We start from the raw sequence: 17,413 nt of genomic DNA, 5'->3' as shown, positions 1-17,413 counted from the left end.
CCCCTTGCGGATTTCGGTTCGCAGAGACGAGACGGTGAGCGGTCCCTGTGGATAAAAGACCGCCACCGCCTCGGCCAGTGTCATGGGGTCGTCGTCGCCCCAATCGTCTGGCCGAGGCCTCGCTGCGACCCGCGCCAACGGGTCGCGCGCGGTCATTGGAACATCGTGTCCGGGTTGGCGGCCGCTTGGTTGTCGGCTGCACGTTCGGCCCAGAAGGCTGTTCGAATGGATGCGCTGTCGTTGTCAGCGTCGTCCTTAGTCCAGCTCAACATCTGATGCTCACGGGCTTCCTTCAGATAAGGTGCCTGGATGCCGGGCGGCTCGGCTCCCAAAGACATGCGGCCGATTGCATGAACACCGAGCCGCTTCAGTGCGCCTGAGACACGCCGAGGGCTGAGCCGCTGGCGTTCGCCGAGGCGCGGTTCAATATAGGCGACGGCTTCGTCCAGTGTGAAAAAGCCGTGGGCGAACGGACCTTCCTTGTTCGCCACTGCATCTTCAATGGTCTCGTCGAAGAGCGAGCGGCTGGCCATCCGCATGGCCGACTTCGCCTCTGAGTCGGGAGCCCGGCCCTTGGCGTTGAACCCTGATAGGTCGCGCTTCAGGAGCCAACCCGCCGCAGCGGCCGCGCCCCCGCCCTCATACCATGCCGCCAACTCCGCATAATAGGACGTGGGGCGAGGATCACCGTCGTTCCACGTGACGAAATATCGCCTATCGTTTGGGCCAATGGCCAAGGCGTTCTCCATGTTGGTGAAGAAGACCGCCGCCACAAGGTTGGGAATTTCGTACTGCGGCACGAACTTGATGTTGACCCGCAACGTATAGGGCGGCGCGGCGATGATAGGCTTCAGGCGGTTCATCAGCGCTTTGCGCTCATGCATTTGCATTTCTTCGACAAGCAGCAGGCGGGTGCCGAGGAGGAAGTCGGTGTAGCCGCTGGCGATATCGTCGGGGCCGATCTCGCGCACGTTGTCCGCACCCAGCGCCGCGCGCACCGGCTGCATCATCAAGTCCTTGCCGATGCCCTCCTTGCCCGAGCCGACGACCAAAGCCCAGTTGGGCTTCTCGCCGGGGTTCTGGATCACCCAGGCGAACCAGTTGAGGACAATCGCACGTTCGCGTTCGCCAGGAATGACGAACTCTACGTGGTCCAGCCAAGGCTGAACGTCCTTGTCCGTGACGTCGAGGGGTATTCGGGTGGATGAAGGCTTCCACAGGTTGACGCATCGCCCTGTCAGGCCGGGCAGATTTTCATCGACGAACTTCGGCCCCGCTGGGCGATAGGTAAGGCCGTGCGCCATCTGAAGACGTGTTACGCTGGACGTGAGAACCGCCCATGCGCAGCTTTTTGTGTCGGTTGGGGGCCCAATATGGCGGTTCAGGACGTTGAACGGCTCACGAGCCAACAACTCGCCCGATTCCAGATCAGCAACGCGGGCGAGGCGCTGCACCCAAACGTAACGGTTGAACATGGCCGTGAGCGGCATGGTGTCGGCCGCCTCAGCTAGTTCTTCGGCCGTGGGCGTGGGCTCCACCGCGTCGAACTCATCTGCAGCGTCGCAGAACGTTCCGTCGCCATGCTCGATCGCATAGCGCCGTAGGAAGGGCCATGCGGCGCGGGGCTCACGGAAGGACGCCCATTTGGCCGTAAAGTCCTTCAGGGTGTTGCCTGGATAGGTCAACGACCAAGCGGCCGAGGCCAGAAAGGCTTCTGCTTCGCGATCAGGCCCCGCCGCCGTCTTTACGGCTGAGATGATTGTGATCCACGTGTCGTAGACGACCGTGTTTTCAATGGCGTTCAGCGCGGCTTTGAGTGCGTCCATAGAAGGAGCGAGCTGGGACAGATCGCCAGACCAATGGTTAGGTGTCGCAGCGGAACTGCTGACGACCTGATAGCCGTGAAGCTCCAGCAGGCCTTCAAGGTCGGTGAAGAACTGATCAACCTGTTCGGCGGTGATGGCCGTCAGGCCAGTCACGCCAATCGTCGCCGGGGATCGATCATCCAGCCAGCAGTATGGCTTTCCGGCTTTGGGGTGCATGCCTTCGACGACGTACTGCTGGCCGTTTGCGAGGAATTCGACGGCTTGATGAGGCTTGGAGGGCGCGGTCGCGCCGCCCTGGTCGTTAACGTCGTCGCCCCCATGGACGAATGCGACGCGGCGCTTCTTCATGCCCTCCGCTGCGTACACCAGCAGGCAGCGCGCGCCATTTCCATATCGCGTCGGCGCGTCGCCAAGTGTACCAAGCGCAAGCTTGCGGATGGCTTCTGACAGTTCTGCATCATCGACGTCGATATCAACGGCTGGGTGTTTACGACCCTGCATGCCGAGGCTGGCCCCCCAGCCCGCCCAGATCGACAGGTCTTCCGGCGTGCCGACGTGCTGCGGCCATCCTTGAAGGCCTTTCCAGCCGTCGCGGGTCTTATGGCCGGGGATCTTGCCCCGCCCTGCCGTAACGCCATCTGAGCTGTTGGGGTGGATGGGGGCGTTTGGCGGAATAATCGACAGGGCTTCAGATGCTAGGCCTGCGTCAGCATAGGCCTTGTAGCGGGTCGTCATTGGCGTTTCTCACGCTGAGACCTCAATCGCGACAGCCATGGCGCTCCAGGCGCAGCTCTGGCGTGGGGATTTTGAGGTCAGGTCAAAAGGGGCAGGTTCTGACGCGTCGTTCAACGCATCCCCTCTGACCCCTGCGACCTGGCCTAACGCATTCCCGCTGACGCGAGCCCCGAGGACGAACGGGGTAGCTGATTACGTCCCTGCAGTTCCCGAGGGAGGAAGCTGCAATGCGTGCATACCGCTGGTGAGTCGCCGGAAGCGGCAAGACCCATCAGCGGAAATGCGCCAAATTTTGTGAGAGGGCGGGATAGGGCAAGGCGCGAGAGGCGTCTGACCCCTCCCCCAGGGGTAGGGGCGGGCGGGGGGCCAGGTCGCACAATGGGCGCACTGACAGCGACTGTCTCGAAAAGGATCGTTTAAGGGACGGGTTGGCGACTCTAGTAAAAACAATGGCTTGATAATCTCAAAAACCTGTCTCTAAATACTCGCATGGATATCGGCTATGCACGCGTCTCCACGGGAGACCAGAACCTCGACCTACAGGAGCGGGCCCTGCGCGATGCGGGCGTCGCCGAGATATTCACTGATCGCGTGTCAGGCGTGGCGGCGACGCGCCCCGGTCTGGACAAGGCATTGGCTGCGCTCGGCCAAGGCGACGTGCTGGTCGTGTGGCGGTTGGACCGGCTGGGGCGCTCGCTCCCGCATCTGATCTCGGTCGTGACCGGGCTGGGCGAACGCGGCGTGGGCTTCCGCTCCATCTCTGACGCTATCGACACAACGACGGCGCAGGGCAGGCTGGTTTTCCACATGATGGGGGCCCTGGCCGAGTTCGAACGGGCGCTGATCAGCGAGCGGACGCAGGCCGGACTTCGGGCCGCGAAGGCGCGCGGCGAGCGTCTGGGCCGGAGGCCAGCGTTGACGCCAGCCCAGGTCGTTCACGCTCGCCAGCTTATTGAAGCGGGGGCGCGGACCGCTGACGTGGCGCGCACCCTCAACGTAGGTCGTGCAACGCTCTATCGGGCATTGGGGGCGTAGCCAGTCCGACTATCTCAGATCTCAGATCACAGATCGGTTTTGAAAGGTTCTGAAGAGAGGCGACAATATAGGGGAGGGCTGAAAGGGTCTTTAGAACGGTTCTGAGATGTGAGAGCTGCGACGGTCCTGGGGGCGCATTCAGCGCAGACCGTGCACGGATTGAAGCCTAAGCCATATCGATAATCGATATTTAGAGCTGCATCCTGCGCGGCGAGGCGCTGATTGCGTATGACGACATCTACATCTTGTCGCGATAGCGCTTTGTGACACGGAAGATGTGAGCCGCTTCCGGCGGAGGCCGGGCTGTCGCAAGAAGGCTTTGGCGTTCGAAGCCAAAATGAGCGCAGCTACGTTAGCTACCCTTGGCGGTGCGTTAGAGCGTTGCCTCGGGGGATCTGAAGCCTGCCGCGAGATCCTGACGCGTTTCAGCGAGGCTGCGCAGCGAGGGCTTATGCAGAACGCTTAGCTTTCGAGCCAAGGAGTTGAGATCGAGCGGCTAGATATTCATGCTCGGTCACGAGCCCCTCATCCCGTAAGTTTGCCCATTTTCGAAGTTCATCAGCGACCGACAAATTGCCCTTTGTGACTTGTGGGGATGGATCGCGGAGCTGATCGACGAATTCTAAGCCTCGTTCTGTTAGGCTGTTGGCCAATGCTCTGGCGCGTTTAGACGCGCTCAATCGGTCAACTAGGCTGATGGCCATCAAAAATAGCAATGCTGCTGCAAACAACATCGCGAAACCGATGCTAATCATCGCTGCCGAACCGACAGTCATACCGGTGAAGCCCATCAGGTTGAGGATTAGCGCAACGATGAAAATTACCATCGCCAAAGCCAGGCCCCCAGTGAGTAGCCCCTGTGCGCGGATGATCGCGTCTGTGTTGCGCGACGACATGTTCCCGGCCCCCTAAGCCTGACAAGCAATCAATGTGTGTAGGTCAACGATCGGAAAGATGCATAGAAAAATGATGCTGCTTTGGGGTCATTGGCGACGATGACGGCCGCGCCTCAGACGAAGGCCCGCAATCCGCCTAGGAGGAGCAAGGCTACGCTGAACACCGCCAGCCAACGGGTTGAAGTAATCAGGTGGGGATGCCAGGGCGGTCGCTTCCGAAGCTTCGTCCACGTGTCCAAACACCACGCGAGACCGCACCCGCCGAAAAGAATGTCCACGCAAGCTGGCCAGATCATGAAGCGCTCTCTCGTGATTGGCGGCGGCATGGTTGATCTGGGCTCTGTGGCCGATTGCCCTTGCTATCGCGCTGGCGTGGGCCGGAGCGGTGTTTGGCGGGACGTGGGGCGGGCTCGCGGGTCTGTCGATTGCCTGTCTGGTCGCGTTCGTTGACGCTTGGCGGAGCGACCGTCAAGCTACGAGCAAGGGCCGCGAATAGGACGTGTTCAGTTTCGCTGGAGCTGGCCGTGCTTTTTCGCTGCGAGTTAAGTCATCATCTAACGTTCGAACGCTGAGGCGTTCGCCAGCATGCCTTTATTAGAAGAACCGCTGGAAAAGCATTTGAATTGAAGGGGCGATAGTCTTGGCCAATCCTCGTTGGGGTATCGCTTTGCGAGGTGGCGACGCTGACTTGGCTGATTGGCGGTTCATGCTCAGGCCGCCCTTTGATCCGTGGGTCGAACAGCGCACCGTGCATGGACAGGATATGCCGGTACTGTTTGCGGCTATTCTGGAGGAGGCCGCGAGCGCGCTTGATGTTCGTCAGATAGCCGACGTTTTAGTTGGCCGGGTTAACGGCGCGATCGCTCTCAGCGGTCGCGGCGCCAGGGTAGCCATTGCGGGTGTGGTGGATGCCGGTGATGGCGTTCCGGTGCTCCATACGTTTGTAACTGGCAGTGCTGTGCTCCCGGCTTTGCAATCATCGGCTACCGTTACCGTGAGGAACCCGGACGGTAGCATTCCCGCTCCGGCCCCTCCGGCCCTTCCAGCCGCTTCTCTGGCGCAGCTTTGGCTCGATGCAGGTGCGACAGACTATGTTGAGGAGCTTCTCGTCTATGCAGGCCGGGCGGACAATTGGTTTGACCTATACAAGCTGATCGAAGTGTCAGAGGTCATTCATGGCGGTGAGCATGCGCTGCGGGAGGCCTACCCTGACATCAAGGCCGCCAAGGTTACCGCCAACATTTATAGGCACAGTCGGGCAAAGGGGCTCCAGTTGCCCCCCAATTTGCTGGCCTTTGAAGACGTAAAGGCGCGTGCCTTTCACGCGGCTAGGTTGGCGCTAGAGCGATCGCGCTAACTGCCTAGCGGTATGACGAGCTATCAAAACTTCAGAAGCCGCTTTGTTTTCAAGAGCGCCCTTATTGTTTGGTAGTGTAGGCCAATCCCAATGGCCATTTCGTCAATTGCCCGATCGTCAGATCGGCACAAGCGCGTCGGCCGGCAAGGCGCGCTGCAGTTCTTTCGCGACCTCCCACGGCGCCGACATCCACATCTCGATCTCGTCGGGTTCCGTTAGGATCACCGGCATGGCCTTGGGGTGAACCGATTTCACCGGCTCGCTGGGCTCGGTCGTCAGGAAGGCGAACAGGTCGCAGGTCTCCTTGCCGGTCTTGATCTTGCGCACGCAAGACCAGTCGCGGACGTAGACACCGGCGAAGAAGGCCAGAGGATCGTACTGGGTCTGGTCCAGTTCGAACCAGACCGGCTGGTACTTGCCCTCGGCGTCGCGGCCGGGCTCGCTGAAGGCGTCGAACGGGACCAAGCACCGGTTCTCAGGCTTCAGCCAGGGCTTCCAATGCGACGACGACGTGTTGCGGACGTTTGTGGTTCCGCTGTCGGGCTCCAGCTCCAGCAGCTTGGGAAAGTCCACGTCATTGCCCTTGGCGCGCAGCTTGTCCGCCCGCTTGGTCGCGGCGTCGAACTGCGCCTTCTTTGACGACGGCATGCCCCAGCGGGCCACGGCCAGCTCACGGACGCCGTCGGCGCCGGTCCTGACGATGGGCGCGGCGTAGTCGGGGTAGATGTCGCGCGGCTCCATGTTGCCAACGTCGGAGCGGATGGCCCTCGCCAGATCGAGGATCGCCTGGGGCCCGCTGCGCTGTCGGTAGAGGTTGCACACTGTCAGAGGCAGGTGGGGCAGAGGGGGTATTCGGCGGAGGTCGCCTCGTAAGCAGGGAAAGTACATCTGCAATGCAGGCACTCCGCCACCATGGGGCCGGTTGGGGCGGGCGGGCGCTGCCGTCGCCGCGCCTCTGCCTCGCGCTCTTCATCTGTAAAACTGGACATGGCTCCTCCTCGGCGAAGCCTCTCATGATGATCAACGTTTGTGGAGTCGCGATAAGCAGTCGTCGCTGTATGAGCGGTAGCCCGGCCATCAGCGCCGCTCAGTTGTCCTACGCTCTCGCGATCGGGGTTTCGTTCAGGCGGGTGGTCCAGCGCGGACTGCGCATGTCCTGTTTCAGTCCCCATGGCTTCTGATAGGTGACGCCTGCGGGCGCGAGGGCGTGACGTCCGAACCTCAAGTTCACCGCGTCCATCGCTCGCATCAGGTCCTCGCGGCGCGGGTCGGGTTGGTTCCACAGATCCAGTGCCGCGTCCGCCGGGGCGATCAGGCCTTCCAGCATGACGCCTGCCTTGGCGTAGAGGTAGCCGTCGGCCCATAGGCGTCGCGCCAGACGGCCAGCGGCGGCAGACAAAACAAGGCTGTCGTTCGTTGCGACGGGGAAGGTTTCGACGCCTGAGGCCGATCGCTGAGGCCCGGCGCGGTGGCGTGAGGTGAAATAGAACACTTGCAGCTGAGGTGCGGCGCGTTGATGTCTGCGCAGCTTCTCGCCCGCCCGCACGGCGTGGGTGCGGATGGCCTGCTCCATCTCCGCCAAGGTCGTGACCGGTCGGCCGAAGGACCGGGTGACGGCTATGCCTTTTCTCGCTGGAGCTGAGACTTCCAGATCGCTGCAATGGATGCCCGCCAGTTCAAGCGCGATGCGTTCGCCGGTGACCGACAGGATTTGCCGTGTCGACTTTGGGGGCAGGGCCGCGACGTCGGCGGCGGTGTGTACCCCATGCGATGCAAGGCGTGCAGTCAGGGCGCGGCCGATGCCCCAGATGTCGGCGACGTCCAGGGTCGCCAGCAGTTCCATGCGGCGGGATGGATCGGTCAGGTCGCAGACGCCTTCGAACGCGGGCCGCTTCTTGGCCAGGTGGTTGGCGGCCTTGGCCAGTACGCGGGTCGGGCCGAGGCCGACGCACGTCGGGATGCCCGTCCAACGCAACACCGTGTCGCGCATACGTCGCGCATGGGCGATCGGGTCAGGCGATCGGGTCAGGTCGAGGAAGCTTTCGTCGATCGAGTAGACCTCGACGTCGTCAGCGAACTGCTCATAGACGGCGTTTACCCGGCGGCTCATGTCGCCATAGAGGGCGTAGTTGGAGGAGCGCACTCGGCCGCCTGCCTTCAGATAACCATCGCGGATTTCAAACCACGGCGCGCCCATCGGAACGCCAAGGGCTTTAGCCTCTGGCGTGCGGGCGACTACGCAGCCGTCGTTGTTGGACAGGACGACGACGGGTTGTCCGATCAGCGATGGATCGAACACCCGTTCGCAGGAACAGTAGAAGCTGTTGCCATCTGACAGGGCGTAGACGCGGGTCATGATGGGGGGCGGTGGGCCGTCAACGACCATGTTACCACGCCCCAGATCATTGCCTCGGACGCTTCGTCCAAGATCAGGTGCGCCATTACCGGGTTGTCGAAGTCCAGGGCGAGGTGTCCGCCGCCAAGGCGACGCACCCGTTTGACGCTGGGCAGGCCGTCAATAATTGCGACGACGACATCGTTCGGCTTCACTTTCAGCGATCGATCGACCACGACGAAGTCCCCATCGTTGATCCCAGCGCCGATCATCGATGAGCCGGACACGCGCCACATGAATGTGCTGATCGGGTTCGTTACGATCAGATGTGCGGGGTCAAGGGCTTCTTCGACATAGTCGTCAGCGGGGCTGGGAAAGCCAGCGCATACAGATGACCCCATCAGCGAGATCGGCAGGAGCGCGCCGGTACGCAATTGCACGGCAGACAGGGGTTTCATCTTCAGACTGCTGAGGCAGCTCCGGGGTGGTCGCCATGCGCGTACATGACCTCGAACGTCGCCCGCACCTTGTCCACGGTGCCGGGTGCGATGCGGTTCAGATAGGCTGCGTGCCGGGCGAGCATGTTGATCATGACGGGGTCGTGCTGCGCCGCTTCACCGTGGCGCCAGATGGCGACCATCTGAGCGAGGGCAGTTTCGATCTGCGTGGGCGTGGGGGCGCTCATCGTGCAGGCCTCCCGATATGGGTCATGCCAGCGATCAGACCGGCCAGAGGGCTGATCGTCTTCTCCTGCCTTTCCGTCTTGCGCCGAGCATCGAGTTCACGGTCGAGTTCAGCTAGGTCGCGGGTAAACGTTTCATCCGGGCTGCAGGGTTGCGTGTCCATATTCCATCCTCCGAGTTGCCGACCCGGTTGGACTCGTAGTGGCGAACCCGGCTTGCGAGCAAGTCACTTGTTCGCGTTATGTTCTCATATCCACAGGCGCGCCAGCCAGCCATCTGGCGGATGGATGCCGAGCGTTTCAGGAGTATTTCTGGGGGAGTTTCTGGGGGGCACTTAGTGCCTCAATCACCCAAGTGATTGAAAGAAATGGTGGACGCGACAGGGATTGAACCTGTGACCCCCTCGGTGTGAACGAGGTGCTCTCCCGCTGAGCTACGCGTCCAGCGCAGAACGGCCAAATCGAAAAGGCTTGGGCCGTCGGGAGGCGCGATGTAGCCCGCGATTCCGACGACGGCAAGCCTCATTCGATCAAATACCGGCGGCGCGGACCCCTTCCGGCGTCTCGGTGTCGGGGTCGCCAGGCAGCCAGGCGACGTGACCGTTGTAGATGTTCTCGTTCAGGATCTTCTCTTCCTTGGCGACCAGGACCGGGACCAGCATTTGGCCGGTGACGTTGGTGGCCGTGCGGATCATGTCGATGATCCGGTCGATGGCGACGATATAGCCGATGCCTTCCAGCGGCAGCCCCGCCGTCGACAGGGTCAGGGTCAGCATGACGATCGAGGTGCCGGGAACGCCAGCGGTCCCGAGCGAGCCCAACACTGCCGTCAGGCCGATCAGGACGTATTGGGTCAGGCTGAGGTCGATGCCGAAATACTGGGCGATGAAGATGGCCGCGATGGCCGGGTAGATGGCGCCGCAGCCGTCCATCTTCACATTGGCGCCCAAAGGCACGGCGAAGGCGGCGTAGCCCTGGGGCACGCCCAGACGCTCGACCGTCTGGCGCAGGGTGATCGGCAGGCTGCCCATCGACGAGGAGGTGGCGAAAGCCGTCTGCTGCGCCGCGAAGGCGCCGCGGAAGAAGCTGGTGATCTTCAACCCGTGCAGCTTCAGCAGGCCCGAATAGACGATCAGGATGTGGAACAGGCAGGCGGCGTAGATGGCGAAGATGAACTTGCCCAGCGGCAGCAGCGCCTCCCAGCCGTAGCCGCCGACGACCGAGCCGATCAGGCCGAATACGCCGAAGGGCGTCAGTTGGATCACCCAGCGGGTGATGCGGAAGATCAGCGCCGCGCCCTCATCCACCAGCCGCCGCGCGTTCTGCGCCCGGTCGCCCAGCGCCACCAGCGCCGCGCCTACCAGGGCCGAGAAGAAGATGATCTGCAGCACCTTGCCCTCGCTCAGCGCCGCGAAGGGGTTCGTGGGCACGATGCCCAGCAGCACTTGCAGCGGGGTGGGGATATCGCGCGCCTTCACCTCGCCCAGCGGCAGGTCCGACAGGCCGACGCCGGGATTGATCAGATGGCCGAAGGCGAAACCGACCAGCACCGCCAGCAGCGAGGTGATGGCGAACCACACCAGTGTCCGCACCCCCAGCCGCACCGCGCCGACGCCTTCGCCCAGCTTGGCGATGGAGCTGGCGATGGTGAACAGCACCAGCGGCGCCACCACCATGCGGATCAGGTTCAGATAGACGTCGCCGATCGGCTTCAGCCAGACGGTCGCCTGCTCGCGCAGGATCAGGCCGGCGATGATGCCCAGGGCGAAACCGGCGGCGGTGCGTTGCCAGAGGGGGATGGCGAAGAAGCGACGGAACATGACGACCTTTGGGGAGGAGCGGTCGGTCTATGTGTTTGCAGGCGTGCGTTACGGCAACCGCGACGGGCGCAGATGGCGCGCAGAAGTTCTGTCTGGATGTTTAGATTTTCTAACTCTGATCCTTCTCCCCTTGCGGGAGAAGGTGGCCCGTCAGGGCCAGATGAGGGGTCTCGCTACGCTCTGAAGGCGGCGAGTTGAATGTCCCGCAACCCCTCATCCGTCAGCCTTCGGCTGCCACCTTCTCCCGCAAGGGGAGAAGGGAAGATGCGTTAAGGCATCACCTCGGCCAGCGCCGCTTCGAACCCGTCGTAGTGGTCGATCACCACATCCCCGCCCAACTCGTCGCGCGGCACGTCGTTGTAGCCGAAGCCGACGACGATGCAGGCCACGCCCGCGTCCTTGGCCGCCTTGGTGTCGGTGGTGCTGTCGCCGACCATGACGCAGCGCACCGGATCGCCGCCCGCCTTCTGCACCGCCTCATGGATATGGGCGCCGCTGGGCTTGCGGGCCGAGACCGCGTCCGGCCCGGCGATGAAGGCGAAGTGCTTGGTCAGGTCCAGCGCCTCGATCAGGGCGACGGACAGGTCGGTGCGCTTGTTGGTGGCGACGCACAGGATCGCCCCGCGCCCGGCCAGCCGCTCCAGCGCCGGAACCACGCCGTCGAAGGCGCGGCTCTCGTCGGCGATGTGGGCCAGGTAGTCCTCGATGAAGCGGTCGAACAGACCGGGGGCATGGGCCTCGTCCCAGGCGGCGCCGGCCTCCATGAAGCCGTGACGCAGCAGGGCCATCGCCCCGTGCCCGACCAGATGCCGGGCCGAGGACAGGGGCACGGGCGGCAACTCATACTCGACCAGCATCCGGTTCAGCGTGCCGATCAGGTCGGGCGCCGAGTCCACCAGAGTCCCGTCCAGGTCGAAGGCGATGGTCCAGCCTTCCAGATCGCGTTCGATGGTCACTCTTGTCTCCCGGCTCGCGCAGACCTCGGCAATGGGCTAGATCGCGCAGGACGACAAGCCGCCGGATCGATTCATGACCGCACCCCACCCTCGCGCCGCCATCATCCTCGCCGCAGGCCAAGGCACGCGGATGAAGTCGCCGCTGCCCAAGGTGCTGCACCCCGTCGGCCAGCGCGCCATGCTGGATCACGCCATCGACGCCGCCGAGGCCCTGGGCTGCGAGCGTATCGTCGTCGTCGTCGGTTCTCATTCGCCCGAGGTCCGCGACCACGTCGTGCGCCGTCTGGGCGAGGACTCCATCGCCGTTCAGGACCCACCGCTCGGCACCGGCCACGCCGTGCGCGCCGCTGAGGCCGTGCTGGGCGACTTCATCGGCCATGTGGTCGTGACCTATGGCGACGTGCCGCTGCTGAAGGCCGCCGACATCGAGCCGGTCTTCGCCCCAGACTTCGCCAATCGGCATGAAGGCGTCACCGTCATCGGCTTCGAGGCCCGCGATCCCGGCGCCTATGGCCGTCTGATCCTCGACGGCGACGACCTTCTGGCCATCACCGAGGCCAAGGAGGCTTCGGAACAGGTTCTGGCGATCACCGCCTGCAACTCCGGCGTCATGGCCGCGCCGGTCGGCCTGCTGTTCGACCTGCTGGCCCAGGTGAAGAACGACAACGCCAAGGGCGAATACTACCTGACCGACGTGGTCGAGCTGGCCCGCAAGCGCGGCGCCCCGACCCGCGCCGTCTTCGCCGCCGAGGACTCGGTCATGGGCGTCAATGCGCAAGGCGAACTGGCCCAGGCCGAGGCCCTGTTCCAGTCGGCCCAGCGCGAGCACTTCCTGGCGGCGGGCGTGACCATGTCGGCCCCCGACACCGTCCACTTCGCCTGGGACACGGCAGTCGGCGCCGGCACGACCATCGAGCCCTTCGTCGTCTTCGGCCCCGGCGCCCGCGTGGCCGAGGGCGCGCGCATCCGCAGCTTCAGCCATATCGAAGGCGCCAAGGTCGCGACCAAGACCGAGGTCGGCCCCTACGCCCGCCTGCGCCCCGGCGCGGACCTGGGCGAGGGCGTCAAGGTCGGCAACTTCGTCGAAGTCAAGAACGTCCGCATGGACGCAGGCGCCAAGGCCAACCATCTGGCCTACCTCGGCGACGGGACGGTGGGGGCCAAGGCCAACATCGGCGCGGGCACGATCTTCTGTAACTACGACGGCTTCTTCAAACACCGCACCACGGTCGGCGAGGGGGCCTTCGTCGGCTCGAACAGTTCGCTGGTCGCCCCCGTGACTATCGGCGCGGGCGCCATGGTCGGCTCCGGCTCGGTGGTGACCAGGGACGTCGCGCCGGGCGACCTGGCCCTGGGCCGCGCCGAACAGACGACCAAGTCGGGCTGGGCCGCCCGCTTCATGGACACGATGCGCGCAAAGAAGGCGGCGAAATCCCAATGAGCGACCTGCAGAAGAAGAATGCCGGCGAAGCCGCCGCCGCCTATGTCGAGGCGGGCATGGTGGTCGGTCTGGGCACCGGTTCCACCGCCGCCTGGTTCGTCAAGGCGCTGGCGGCGCGCGGGCTGGACGGCCTGCGCTGCGTGCCGACGTCGGAACGCACGGCTGATCTGGCGCGTGAGCTGGGCCTGACCCTGTCGACGCTGGAGGACACCCCGCGCATCGACCTGACCGTCGACGGCGCCGACGAGATCGGCCCCGGCCTCGCCCTGATCAAGGGCGGCGGCGCGGCCCTGTTGCGCGAGAAGCTGGTGTGGGAGGCGTCCGAACGCTGCATCTGTATCGCCGACGCGGCCAAGGTGGTGCCGGTGCTGGGGACCTTCCCCCTGCCGATCGAGGTCGTCGCCTTTGGTCACAAGACCACCGCCAACCGCATCGCCGACGTCCTGGCCGACCACGACATCCCCATGCCCGCTCGCGTCCGTCAGGCCGACCGCGGCCTGATCCGCACTGACGGCGGCAACCTCATTTATGATGCGGCCTGCAAGATCATCGCCGACCCGGCCCGCCTCGCCGCCGACCTCAAGAGCCTGACCGGCGTGGTCGAACACGGCCTCTTCCTCGACCTGACTGACCTGGCCATCATCGGCACGGACGATGGGTTCGAGACGCGGGCGCCCTAAGGCTCCTTGCTCCTAGTCTTGCGTCTGCTCTTCTGCGCGCAGCCGTTCGTGGGTGCGTCGGATCGAAGAGGTGATCTCGGAGCGCGCCGCACTAAGGCTCTTGCGGGTTCGCTGGGTGTCATAGAGGCCGGCCAGATAGGCCTTGTCCCATTCGGTGAGGCTGACGACGCTTTCAGGCGCATCGAAGACATTCAGGATCGACGCATAGCGGCTGGTGTCCGCCTTCGGATCAATCTGGGCGAAGGTGACCATGGCGATGTAGTCGGCCAGTTGCTGAATCTGGACGTTGGCGAGTTGATTGGCGTCCACGACGACGATGGTTCGGAAAATGTCATCAACGATTTGCGTGCTGAGACGCGAGGCGAAGACGTTGAGGACTGGCACGTACGAATAGACGGACTCACAGCTTCCCTGGCACTCGCCCGGTATGCGCGTAACGCGTTCGCCGGTGACGGCATCCACGGGCATGCTGACCTGCCACCAGCGTACCGGCTGGTTGGACGATTGAAACGCCCGCAAGGCGGCGCCGCCTCGATCCATGCCTGATCCGCCCATCCGGAAGGTGTGCTTGCTGTCCTGAGTCATTTGAGCGGCCATGGCGTTGGCGTCGCTGGCGGCGATGATGAGCACGTTCGGCGAGCATCCGGGCGCGCCGGTTCTCAGACCCAGATCGCTGGCTACGGTTGAAACTCGGTCGACCAGATACTGGGCGGTTTCGGGCTCGAAGTGGGCGGCGCCGATGCAAAGCTTGCCGCGCCACCGCGCCAAGCTCCGATTCGGATTGGGGGCTGCGACGGAGCCTACGAAGTCGTCGATCATGGATTCAAGCGAGCGCCCGGTGACCTCAACGTCCTCAAGGCGAACGGGCGCGTCCTCGACGCCGGGTCCAGCTTGGACGGTCGGCGTATTCTGTACAGGAGTTGTTGAAAGCAGGGCGGCCAGGGCGAGCGCGATCACGACAATCTCCGGTTCAATCTATCGATGTTATTTTAGAGTTATGGCATGAGGTGCATAGGTCAAATCGGCATGAGCGACCTGCAGAGCGAAGAAGAACGTCGGCGAAGCCGCCGCCTATCTCCCCTGACCTTCGAGACCGCTCACCGACGGTCGAAGCCGTCGGTGAGCGGTTCGCGTTCCTGGGGTGCGACGGTGATTGCGAGGGCGGCGAGGAGGGAAGCCAGCATGAGAGCCTTCTTTCGAAGATTGTCGTTCGGCGAAGCCTCGATCAAATCGAGAGGCGGGTCAAATGGCGCCCGGCTTGCGTCCGGCGTGGCTCCTGCCTAACTGCCGTGCCTGTGCGAGGCGCGCCGATGGATGCGCCCTTTGATTGCTGCGCCGCCACGGCGCCCGGAGCTTACCGAATGTCCGACGCCTACGACTACGACCTCTTCGTCATCGGCGCCGGTTCGGGCGGGGTGCGCGCCGCGCGGCTGACCGCGCTGGGCGGCAAGAAGGTGGCCGTGGCCGAGGAGTATCGGGTCGGCGGCACCTGCGTCATTCGCGGCTGCGTGCCCAAGAAGTTCATGGTCATGGCCTCGGAAGTCAGCCACGCGCTGGAGATTGCCGAGGGCTATGGCTGGTCCTTCGCTGACGCCAAATTCGACTGGCCGACCTTCCTTCAGGCCAAGGACGTCGAGATCGCCCGCCTGTCGGGCATCTACGCCGCCAACCTGGGCAAGGCGGGTGTCGATCTGGTCCACGGCCGCGCCGTGATGAAGGACGCCCACACCGTCGAGATCGTCGGCAAGAACCAGACCTTCACCGCCGAGAAGATCCTGATCGCCACCGGCGGCCGTCCGTGGAAGCCCGAGGACCTGCCGGGCGTTGAACACGCCATCACCTCCGAAGAAGCCTTCCACCTGCCGGAACTGCCCAAGCGCATCCTGATCGCGGGCGGCGGCTATATCGCGGTCGAGTTCGCGGGCATCTTTGCTGGTCTGGGCGTCGAGACGACCCTGATCTATCGCGGGCCGAATATCCTGCGCGGCTTTGACGACGACGTGCGCGCCCATCTGGCGGGCGAGATCGAGAAGCGCGGCATCAAGGTCATCCTGGGCTGCCAGCACACGTCGATCGAGAAGACCGAGAGCGGCCTGGTCAACCACCTGGGCAACGGCATGACGCTGGAGACCGACGTGGTCATGTTCGCCACGGGCCGCGTCCCCTACGTCAAGGGACTGGGGCTGGAAAACGCGGGCGTCGAGCTGAACGACGAGGGCGCCATCGCCGTTGATCCCTTCTCGAAGACCTCGGCCGACAACATCTGGGCCATCGGCGACGTGACCGACCGGATGAACCTGACGCCGGTCGCCATCCGCGAGGCGGTCGCCTTCCACGAGACGGTCTACAAGAACAACCCGCAGCACTTCGACTATGAAGCCGTCGCCACCGCCGTCTTCAGCCAGCCGCCGGTCGGCGTCGTCGGCCTGAGCGAGCATGAGGCGCGCCGCGCCTGCACGAACGGCGTCGATGTCTATGTGACCCGCTTCCGGCCGATGAAGTACGCCTTCACCGGCTCGGAGGAGCGGGTGCTGATGAAGCTGGTGGTCGACGCCGACAGCCAGCGCGTCGTCGGCGTCCACATCGTCGGCCCGGAAAGCCCGGAGATGATCCAACTGGCCGCCATCGCCGTGAAGGCCGGCCTGACCAAGGCCCAGTGGGACGCCACCTGCGCCGTCCACCCGACCATGGCCGAGGAACTGGTCACGCTGAAAGAGAAGCAGTCCCCGGCGTCGATGTCGGCGGGCTGAACCCTGTTGGATGAGGCGGCTTGCCAGTCGCCTCATCCACGCGCCTTATGCGGCCCAGCTTTCCCGGAGGTCGCCCCATGAAGTCCTGCCTGCTCGCCGCCGCCCTGTCCGCCCTGCTGGTCGCCGCTTCGCCGGTTCTGGCCCAGAGCGCCCCGCCGGCTGGTCTGGTGCAAAGCGCCGTCGCCGACAGCTTGCGTCCCGCCGACGAGGTCGCGCGCGATCCGCTGCGTCATCCGGCCGAGATCCTCGCCTTCGCCCAGCTTCGGCCGGGCCAGCGCATCGCCGACATCCGCCCCGGCGCGGGCTATTTCACCCGTCTGTTCGCGCGGGTGGTGGGCGAGGGCGGTCACGTCTACGCCTTCGTGCCCAACAAGACCGCCGAGCGCGAGAACCCGCGCGCCGACGCCCTGGTCGCCGCCTATCCCAACGTCAGCCGCGTCAACGGCGACCTGGACGCCATGGCCTTTGACCAGCCGCTGGACGTGGTCTTCATGAGCCAGGAATACCACGACTTCCACATCCCCAGTTTCGGCGTGGACGTGACCCGGATGAACGCGGCCATCTATGCGGCGCTGAAGCCCGGCGGCCTGTTCGTGGTCATCGACCATCAGGCCGCCCCCGGCGCCGGCAACACCGTCGTCGGGACCCTGCACCGGATCGAGGGCGCGCAGTTGCGCAAGGAGGTTGAGGCCGCGGGCTTCGTCTTCGACGGCGAGACCTCGGCGGTGGCCAACCCGGCGGACAATCACAGCCTGAACGTCTTCGACGAGGCCATTCGCGGCAAGACCGACCAGTTCGTCTATCGCTTCAGAAAACCGCTATAGGTTGTTCTTGGGCGTCATTCTCGGCCTTGTGCCGAGAATCCATAAACACGACATCCCAAGTTCGGGGCGCCGCGCG

Annotated in this window: 16 protein-coding genes and 1 tRNA gene; 6 read left to right on the top strand and 11 right to left on the bottom strand. The window is 64.2% G+C overall.

Annotation, left to right across the window (positions count from 1 at the left end; translation table 11 throughout):
* Positions 1–152: 152 nt before the first annotated feature.
* A complete protein-coding gene (locus tag AC1DJ5_RS09230; protein ID WP_477020401.1) occupies positions 153–2,561 on the bottom strand; it encodes a DUF5906 domain-containing protein in 2,409 nt (802 codons plus the stop codon).
* Positions 2,562–3,050: 489 nt separating this feature from the next.
* Here AC1DJ5_RS09230 and AC1DJ5_RS09225 point away from each other — a divergent pair, with 489 nt between their 5' ends.
* Positions 3,051–3,596 carry a recombinase family protein gene (locus AC1DJ5_RS09225; protein ID WP_477020400.1) on the top strand — a complete coding sequence of 182 codons (546 nt, stop codon included), beginning with the start codon at positions 3,051–3,053 and terminating at the stop codon, positions 3,594–3,596.
* Positions 3,597–4,045: 449 nt separating this feature from the next.
* On the opposite strand, the gene AC1DJ5_RS09220 is transcribed toward AC1DJ5_RS09225, so the two are convergent.
* On the bottom strand, positions 4,046–4,492 hold the full coding sequence (locus AC1DJ5_RS09220) for a hypothetical protein (protein ID WP_477020399.1): 447 nt from the start codon (positions 4,490–4,492) through the stop codon (positions 4,046–4,048).
* 640 nt (positions 4,493–5,132) lie between these two features.
* On the opposite strand from AC1DJ5_RS09220, the gene AC1DJ5_RS09215 reads away from it, so the two are divergent.
* A complete protein-coding gene (locus tag AC1DJ5_RS09215; protein WP_477020398.1) occupies positions 5,133–5,849 on the top strand; it encodes a hypothetical protein in 717 nt (238 codons plus the stop codon).
* Positions 5,850–5,966: 117 nt separating this feature from the next.
* On the opposite strand, the gene AC1DJ5_RS09210 is transcribed toward AC1DJ5_RS09215, so the two are convergent.
* The 8 genes from AC1DJ5_RS09210 to AC1DJ5_RS09175 form a co-directional block, all read right to left on the bottom strand.
* Complete coding sequence (locus tag AC1DJ5_RS09210; protein ID WP_477020397.1) at positions 5,967–6,671, bottom strand: SOS response-associated peptidase; 705 nt, start codon at positions 6,669–6,671, stop codon at positions 5,967–5,969.
* Positions 6,672–6,945: 274 nt separating this feature from the next.
* The gene (locus tag AC1DJ5_RS09205; protein ID WP_477020396.1) at positions 6,946–8,205 is read right to left on the bottom strand and encodes a Y-family DNA polymerase; all 1,260 of its coding nucleotides are present in this window, start codon (positions 8,203–8,205) and stop codon (positions 6,946–6,948) included.
* Entirely contained in the window at positions 8,202–8,642 is a 441-nt protein-coding gene (locus AC1DJ5_RS09200; RefSeq protein WP_477020395.1) for a LexA family protein, read from the bottom strand. The genes AC1DJ5_RS09205 and AC1DJ5_RS09200 overlap by 4 nt, the downstream gene beginning before the upstream one ends.
* A 2-nt stretch (positions 8,643–8,644) precedes the next feature.
* On the bottom strand, positions 8,645–8,869 hold the full coding sequence (locus AC1DJ5_RS09195) for a hypothetical protein (protein ID WP_477020394.1): 225 nt from the start codon (positions 8,867–8,869) through the stop codon (positions 8,645–8,647).
* Positions 8,866–9,030 (bottom strand): hypothetical protein, encoded by a 165-nt coding sequence (locus AC1DJ5_RS09190; protein WP_477020393.1) that lies wholly within the window; start codon positions 9,028–9,030, stop codon positions 8,866–8,868. Before AC1DJ5_RS09190 ends, AC1DJ5_RS09195 begins: the two co-directional genes overlap by 4 nt.
* A gap of 205 nt (positions 9,031–9,235) precedes the next feature.
* Positions 9,236–9,310, bottom strand: a tRNA-Val gene (locus AC1DJ5_RS09185).
* Between the two features lie 86 nt (positions 9,311–9,396).
* Entirely contained in the window at positions 9,397–10,686 is a 1,290-nt protein-coding gene (locus tag AC1DJ5_RS09180; protein ID WP_477020392.1) for a dicarboxylate/amino acid:cation symporter, read from the bottom strand.
* 269 nt (positions 10,687–10,955) lie between these two features.
* Positions 10,956–11,642 (bottom strand): HAD-IA family hydrolase, encoded by a 687-nt coding sequence (locus AC1DJ5_RS09175; protein ID WP_477020391.1) that lies wholly within the window; start codon positions 11,640–11,642, stop codon positions 10,956–10,958.
* 73 nt (positions 11,643–11,715) lie between these two features.
* Between AC1DJ5_RS09175 and glmU the strand changes: the two genes are divergently transcribed.
* Both glmU and rpiA read left to right on the top strand, forming a co-directional pair.
* Positions 11,716–13,083 (top strand): bifunctional UDP-N-acetylglucosamine diphosphorylase/glucosamine-1-phosphate N-acetyltransferase GlmU, encoded by a 1,368-nt coding sequence (gene glmU, locus AC1DJ5_RS09170; protein ID WP_477020390.1) that lies wholly within the window; start codon positions 11,716–11,718, stop codon positions 13,081–13,083.
* Positions 13,080–13,763: a ribose-5-phosphate isomerase RpiA gene (gene rpiA / locus AC1DJ5_RS09165; protein ID WP_477020389.1), complete on the top strand. Its 684-nt coding sequence runs from the start codon at positions 13,080–13,082 to the stop codon at positions 13,761–13,763. The genes glmU and rpiA overlap by 4 nt, the downstream gene beginning before the upstream one ends.
* Before the next feature lie 12 nt (positions 13,764–13,775).
* Here rpiA and AC1DJ5_RS09160 read toward each other — a convergent pair whose 3' ends face one another.
* Positions 13,776–14,720, bottom strand: coding sequence for a hypothetical protein (locus AC1DJ5_RS09160; RefSeq protein WP_477020388.1), 945 nt, complete (start codon positions 14,718–14,720; stop codon positions 13,776–13,778).
* A gap of 404 nt (positions 14,721–15,124) precedes the next feature.
* Between AC1DJ5_RS09160 and gor the strand changes: the two genes are divergently transcribed.
* Both gor and AC1DJ5_RS09150 read left to right on the top strand, forming a co-directional pair.
* Positions 15,125–16,513: a glutathione-disulfide reductase gene (gene gor / locus AC1DJ5_RS09155; protein ID WP_477020387.1), complete on the top strand. Its 1,389-nt coding sequence runs from the start codon at positions 15,125–15,127 to the stop codon at positions 16,511–16,513.
* Between the two features lie 77 nt (positions 16,514–16,590).
* Positions 16,591–17,337, top strand: coding sequence for a class I SAM-dependent methyltransferase (locus AC1DJ5_RS09150; protein WP_477020386.1), 747 nt, complete (start codon positions 16,591–16,593; stop codon positions 17,335–17,337).
* Positions 17,338–17,413 lie beyond the last annotated feature (76 nt).

The organism is Brevundimonas sp. 01N35, from assembly GCF_056399785.1.
This window is presented reverse-complemented; position numbering and strand designations above follow the sequence as displayed.

Excerpts from the sequence above, each read along its gene's own strand:
- AC1DJ5_RS09190 (WP_477020393.1), bottom strand. The coding sequence starts at position 9,030 with ATGGACACGCAACCCTGCAGCCCGGATGAAACGTTTACCCGCGACCTA.
- AC1DJ5_RS09205 (WP_477020396.1), bottom strand. The coding sequence starts at position 8,205 with ATGACCCGCGTCTACGCCCTGTCAGATGGCAACAGCTTCTACTGTTCC.
- rpiA (WP_477020389.1), top strand. The coding sequence starts at position 13,080 with ATGAGCGACCTGCAGAAGAAGAATGCCGGCGAAGCCGCCGCCGCCTAT.
- AC1DJ5_RS09195 (WP_477020394.1), bottom strand. The coding sequence starts at position 8,869 with ATGAGCGCCCCCACGCCCACGCAGATCGAAACTGCCCTCGCTCAGATG.
- AC1DJ5_RS09225 (WP_477020400.1), top strand. The coding sequence starts at position 3,051 with ATGGATATCGGCTATGCACGCGTCTCCACGGGAGACCAGAACCTCGAC.
- glmU (WP_477020390.1), top strand. The coding sequence starts at position 11,716 with ATGACCGCACCCCACCCTCGCGCCGCCATCATCCTCGCCGCAGGCCAA.
- AC1DJ5_RS09150 (WP_477020386.1), top strand. The coding sequence starts at position 16,591 with ATGAAGTCCTGCCTGCTCGCCGCCGCCCTGTCCGCCCTGCTGGTCGCC.
- AC1DJ5_RS09180 (WP_477020392.1), bottom strand. The coding sequence starts at position 10,686 with ATGTTCCGTCGCTTCTTCGCCATCCCCCTCTGGCAACGCACCGCCGCC.
- AC1DJ5_RS09220 (WP_477020399.1), bottom strand. The coding sequence starts at position 4,492 with ATGTCGTCGCGCAACACAGACGCGATCATCCGCGCACAGGGGCTACTC.
- AC1DJ5_RS09230 (WP_477020401.1), bottom strand. The coding sequence starts at position 2,561 with ATGACGACCCGCTACAAGGCCTATGCTGACGCAGGCCTAGCATCTGAA.
- AC1DJ5_RS09200 (WP_477020395.1), bottom strand. The coding sequence starts at position 8,642 with ATGAAACCCCTGTCTGCCGTGCAATTGCGTACCGGCGCGCTCCTGCCG.
- gor (WP_477020387.1), top strand. The coding sequence starts at position 15,125 with ATGTCCGACGCCTACGACTACGACCTCTTCGTCATCGGCGCCGGTTCG.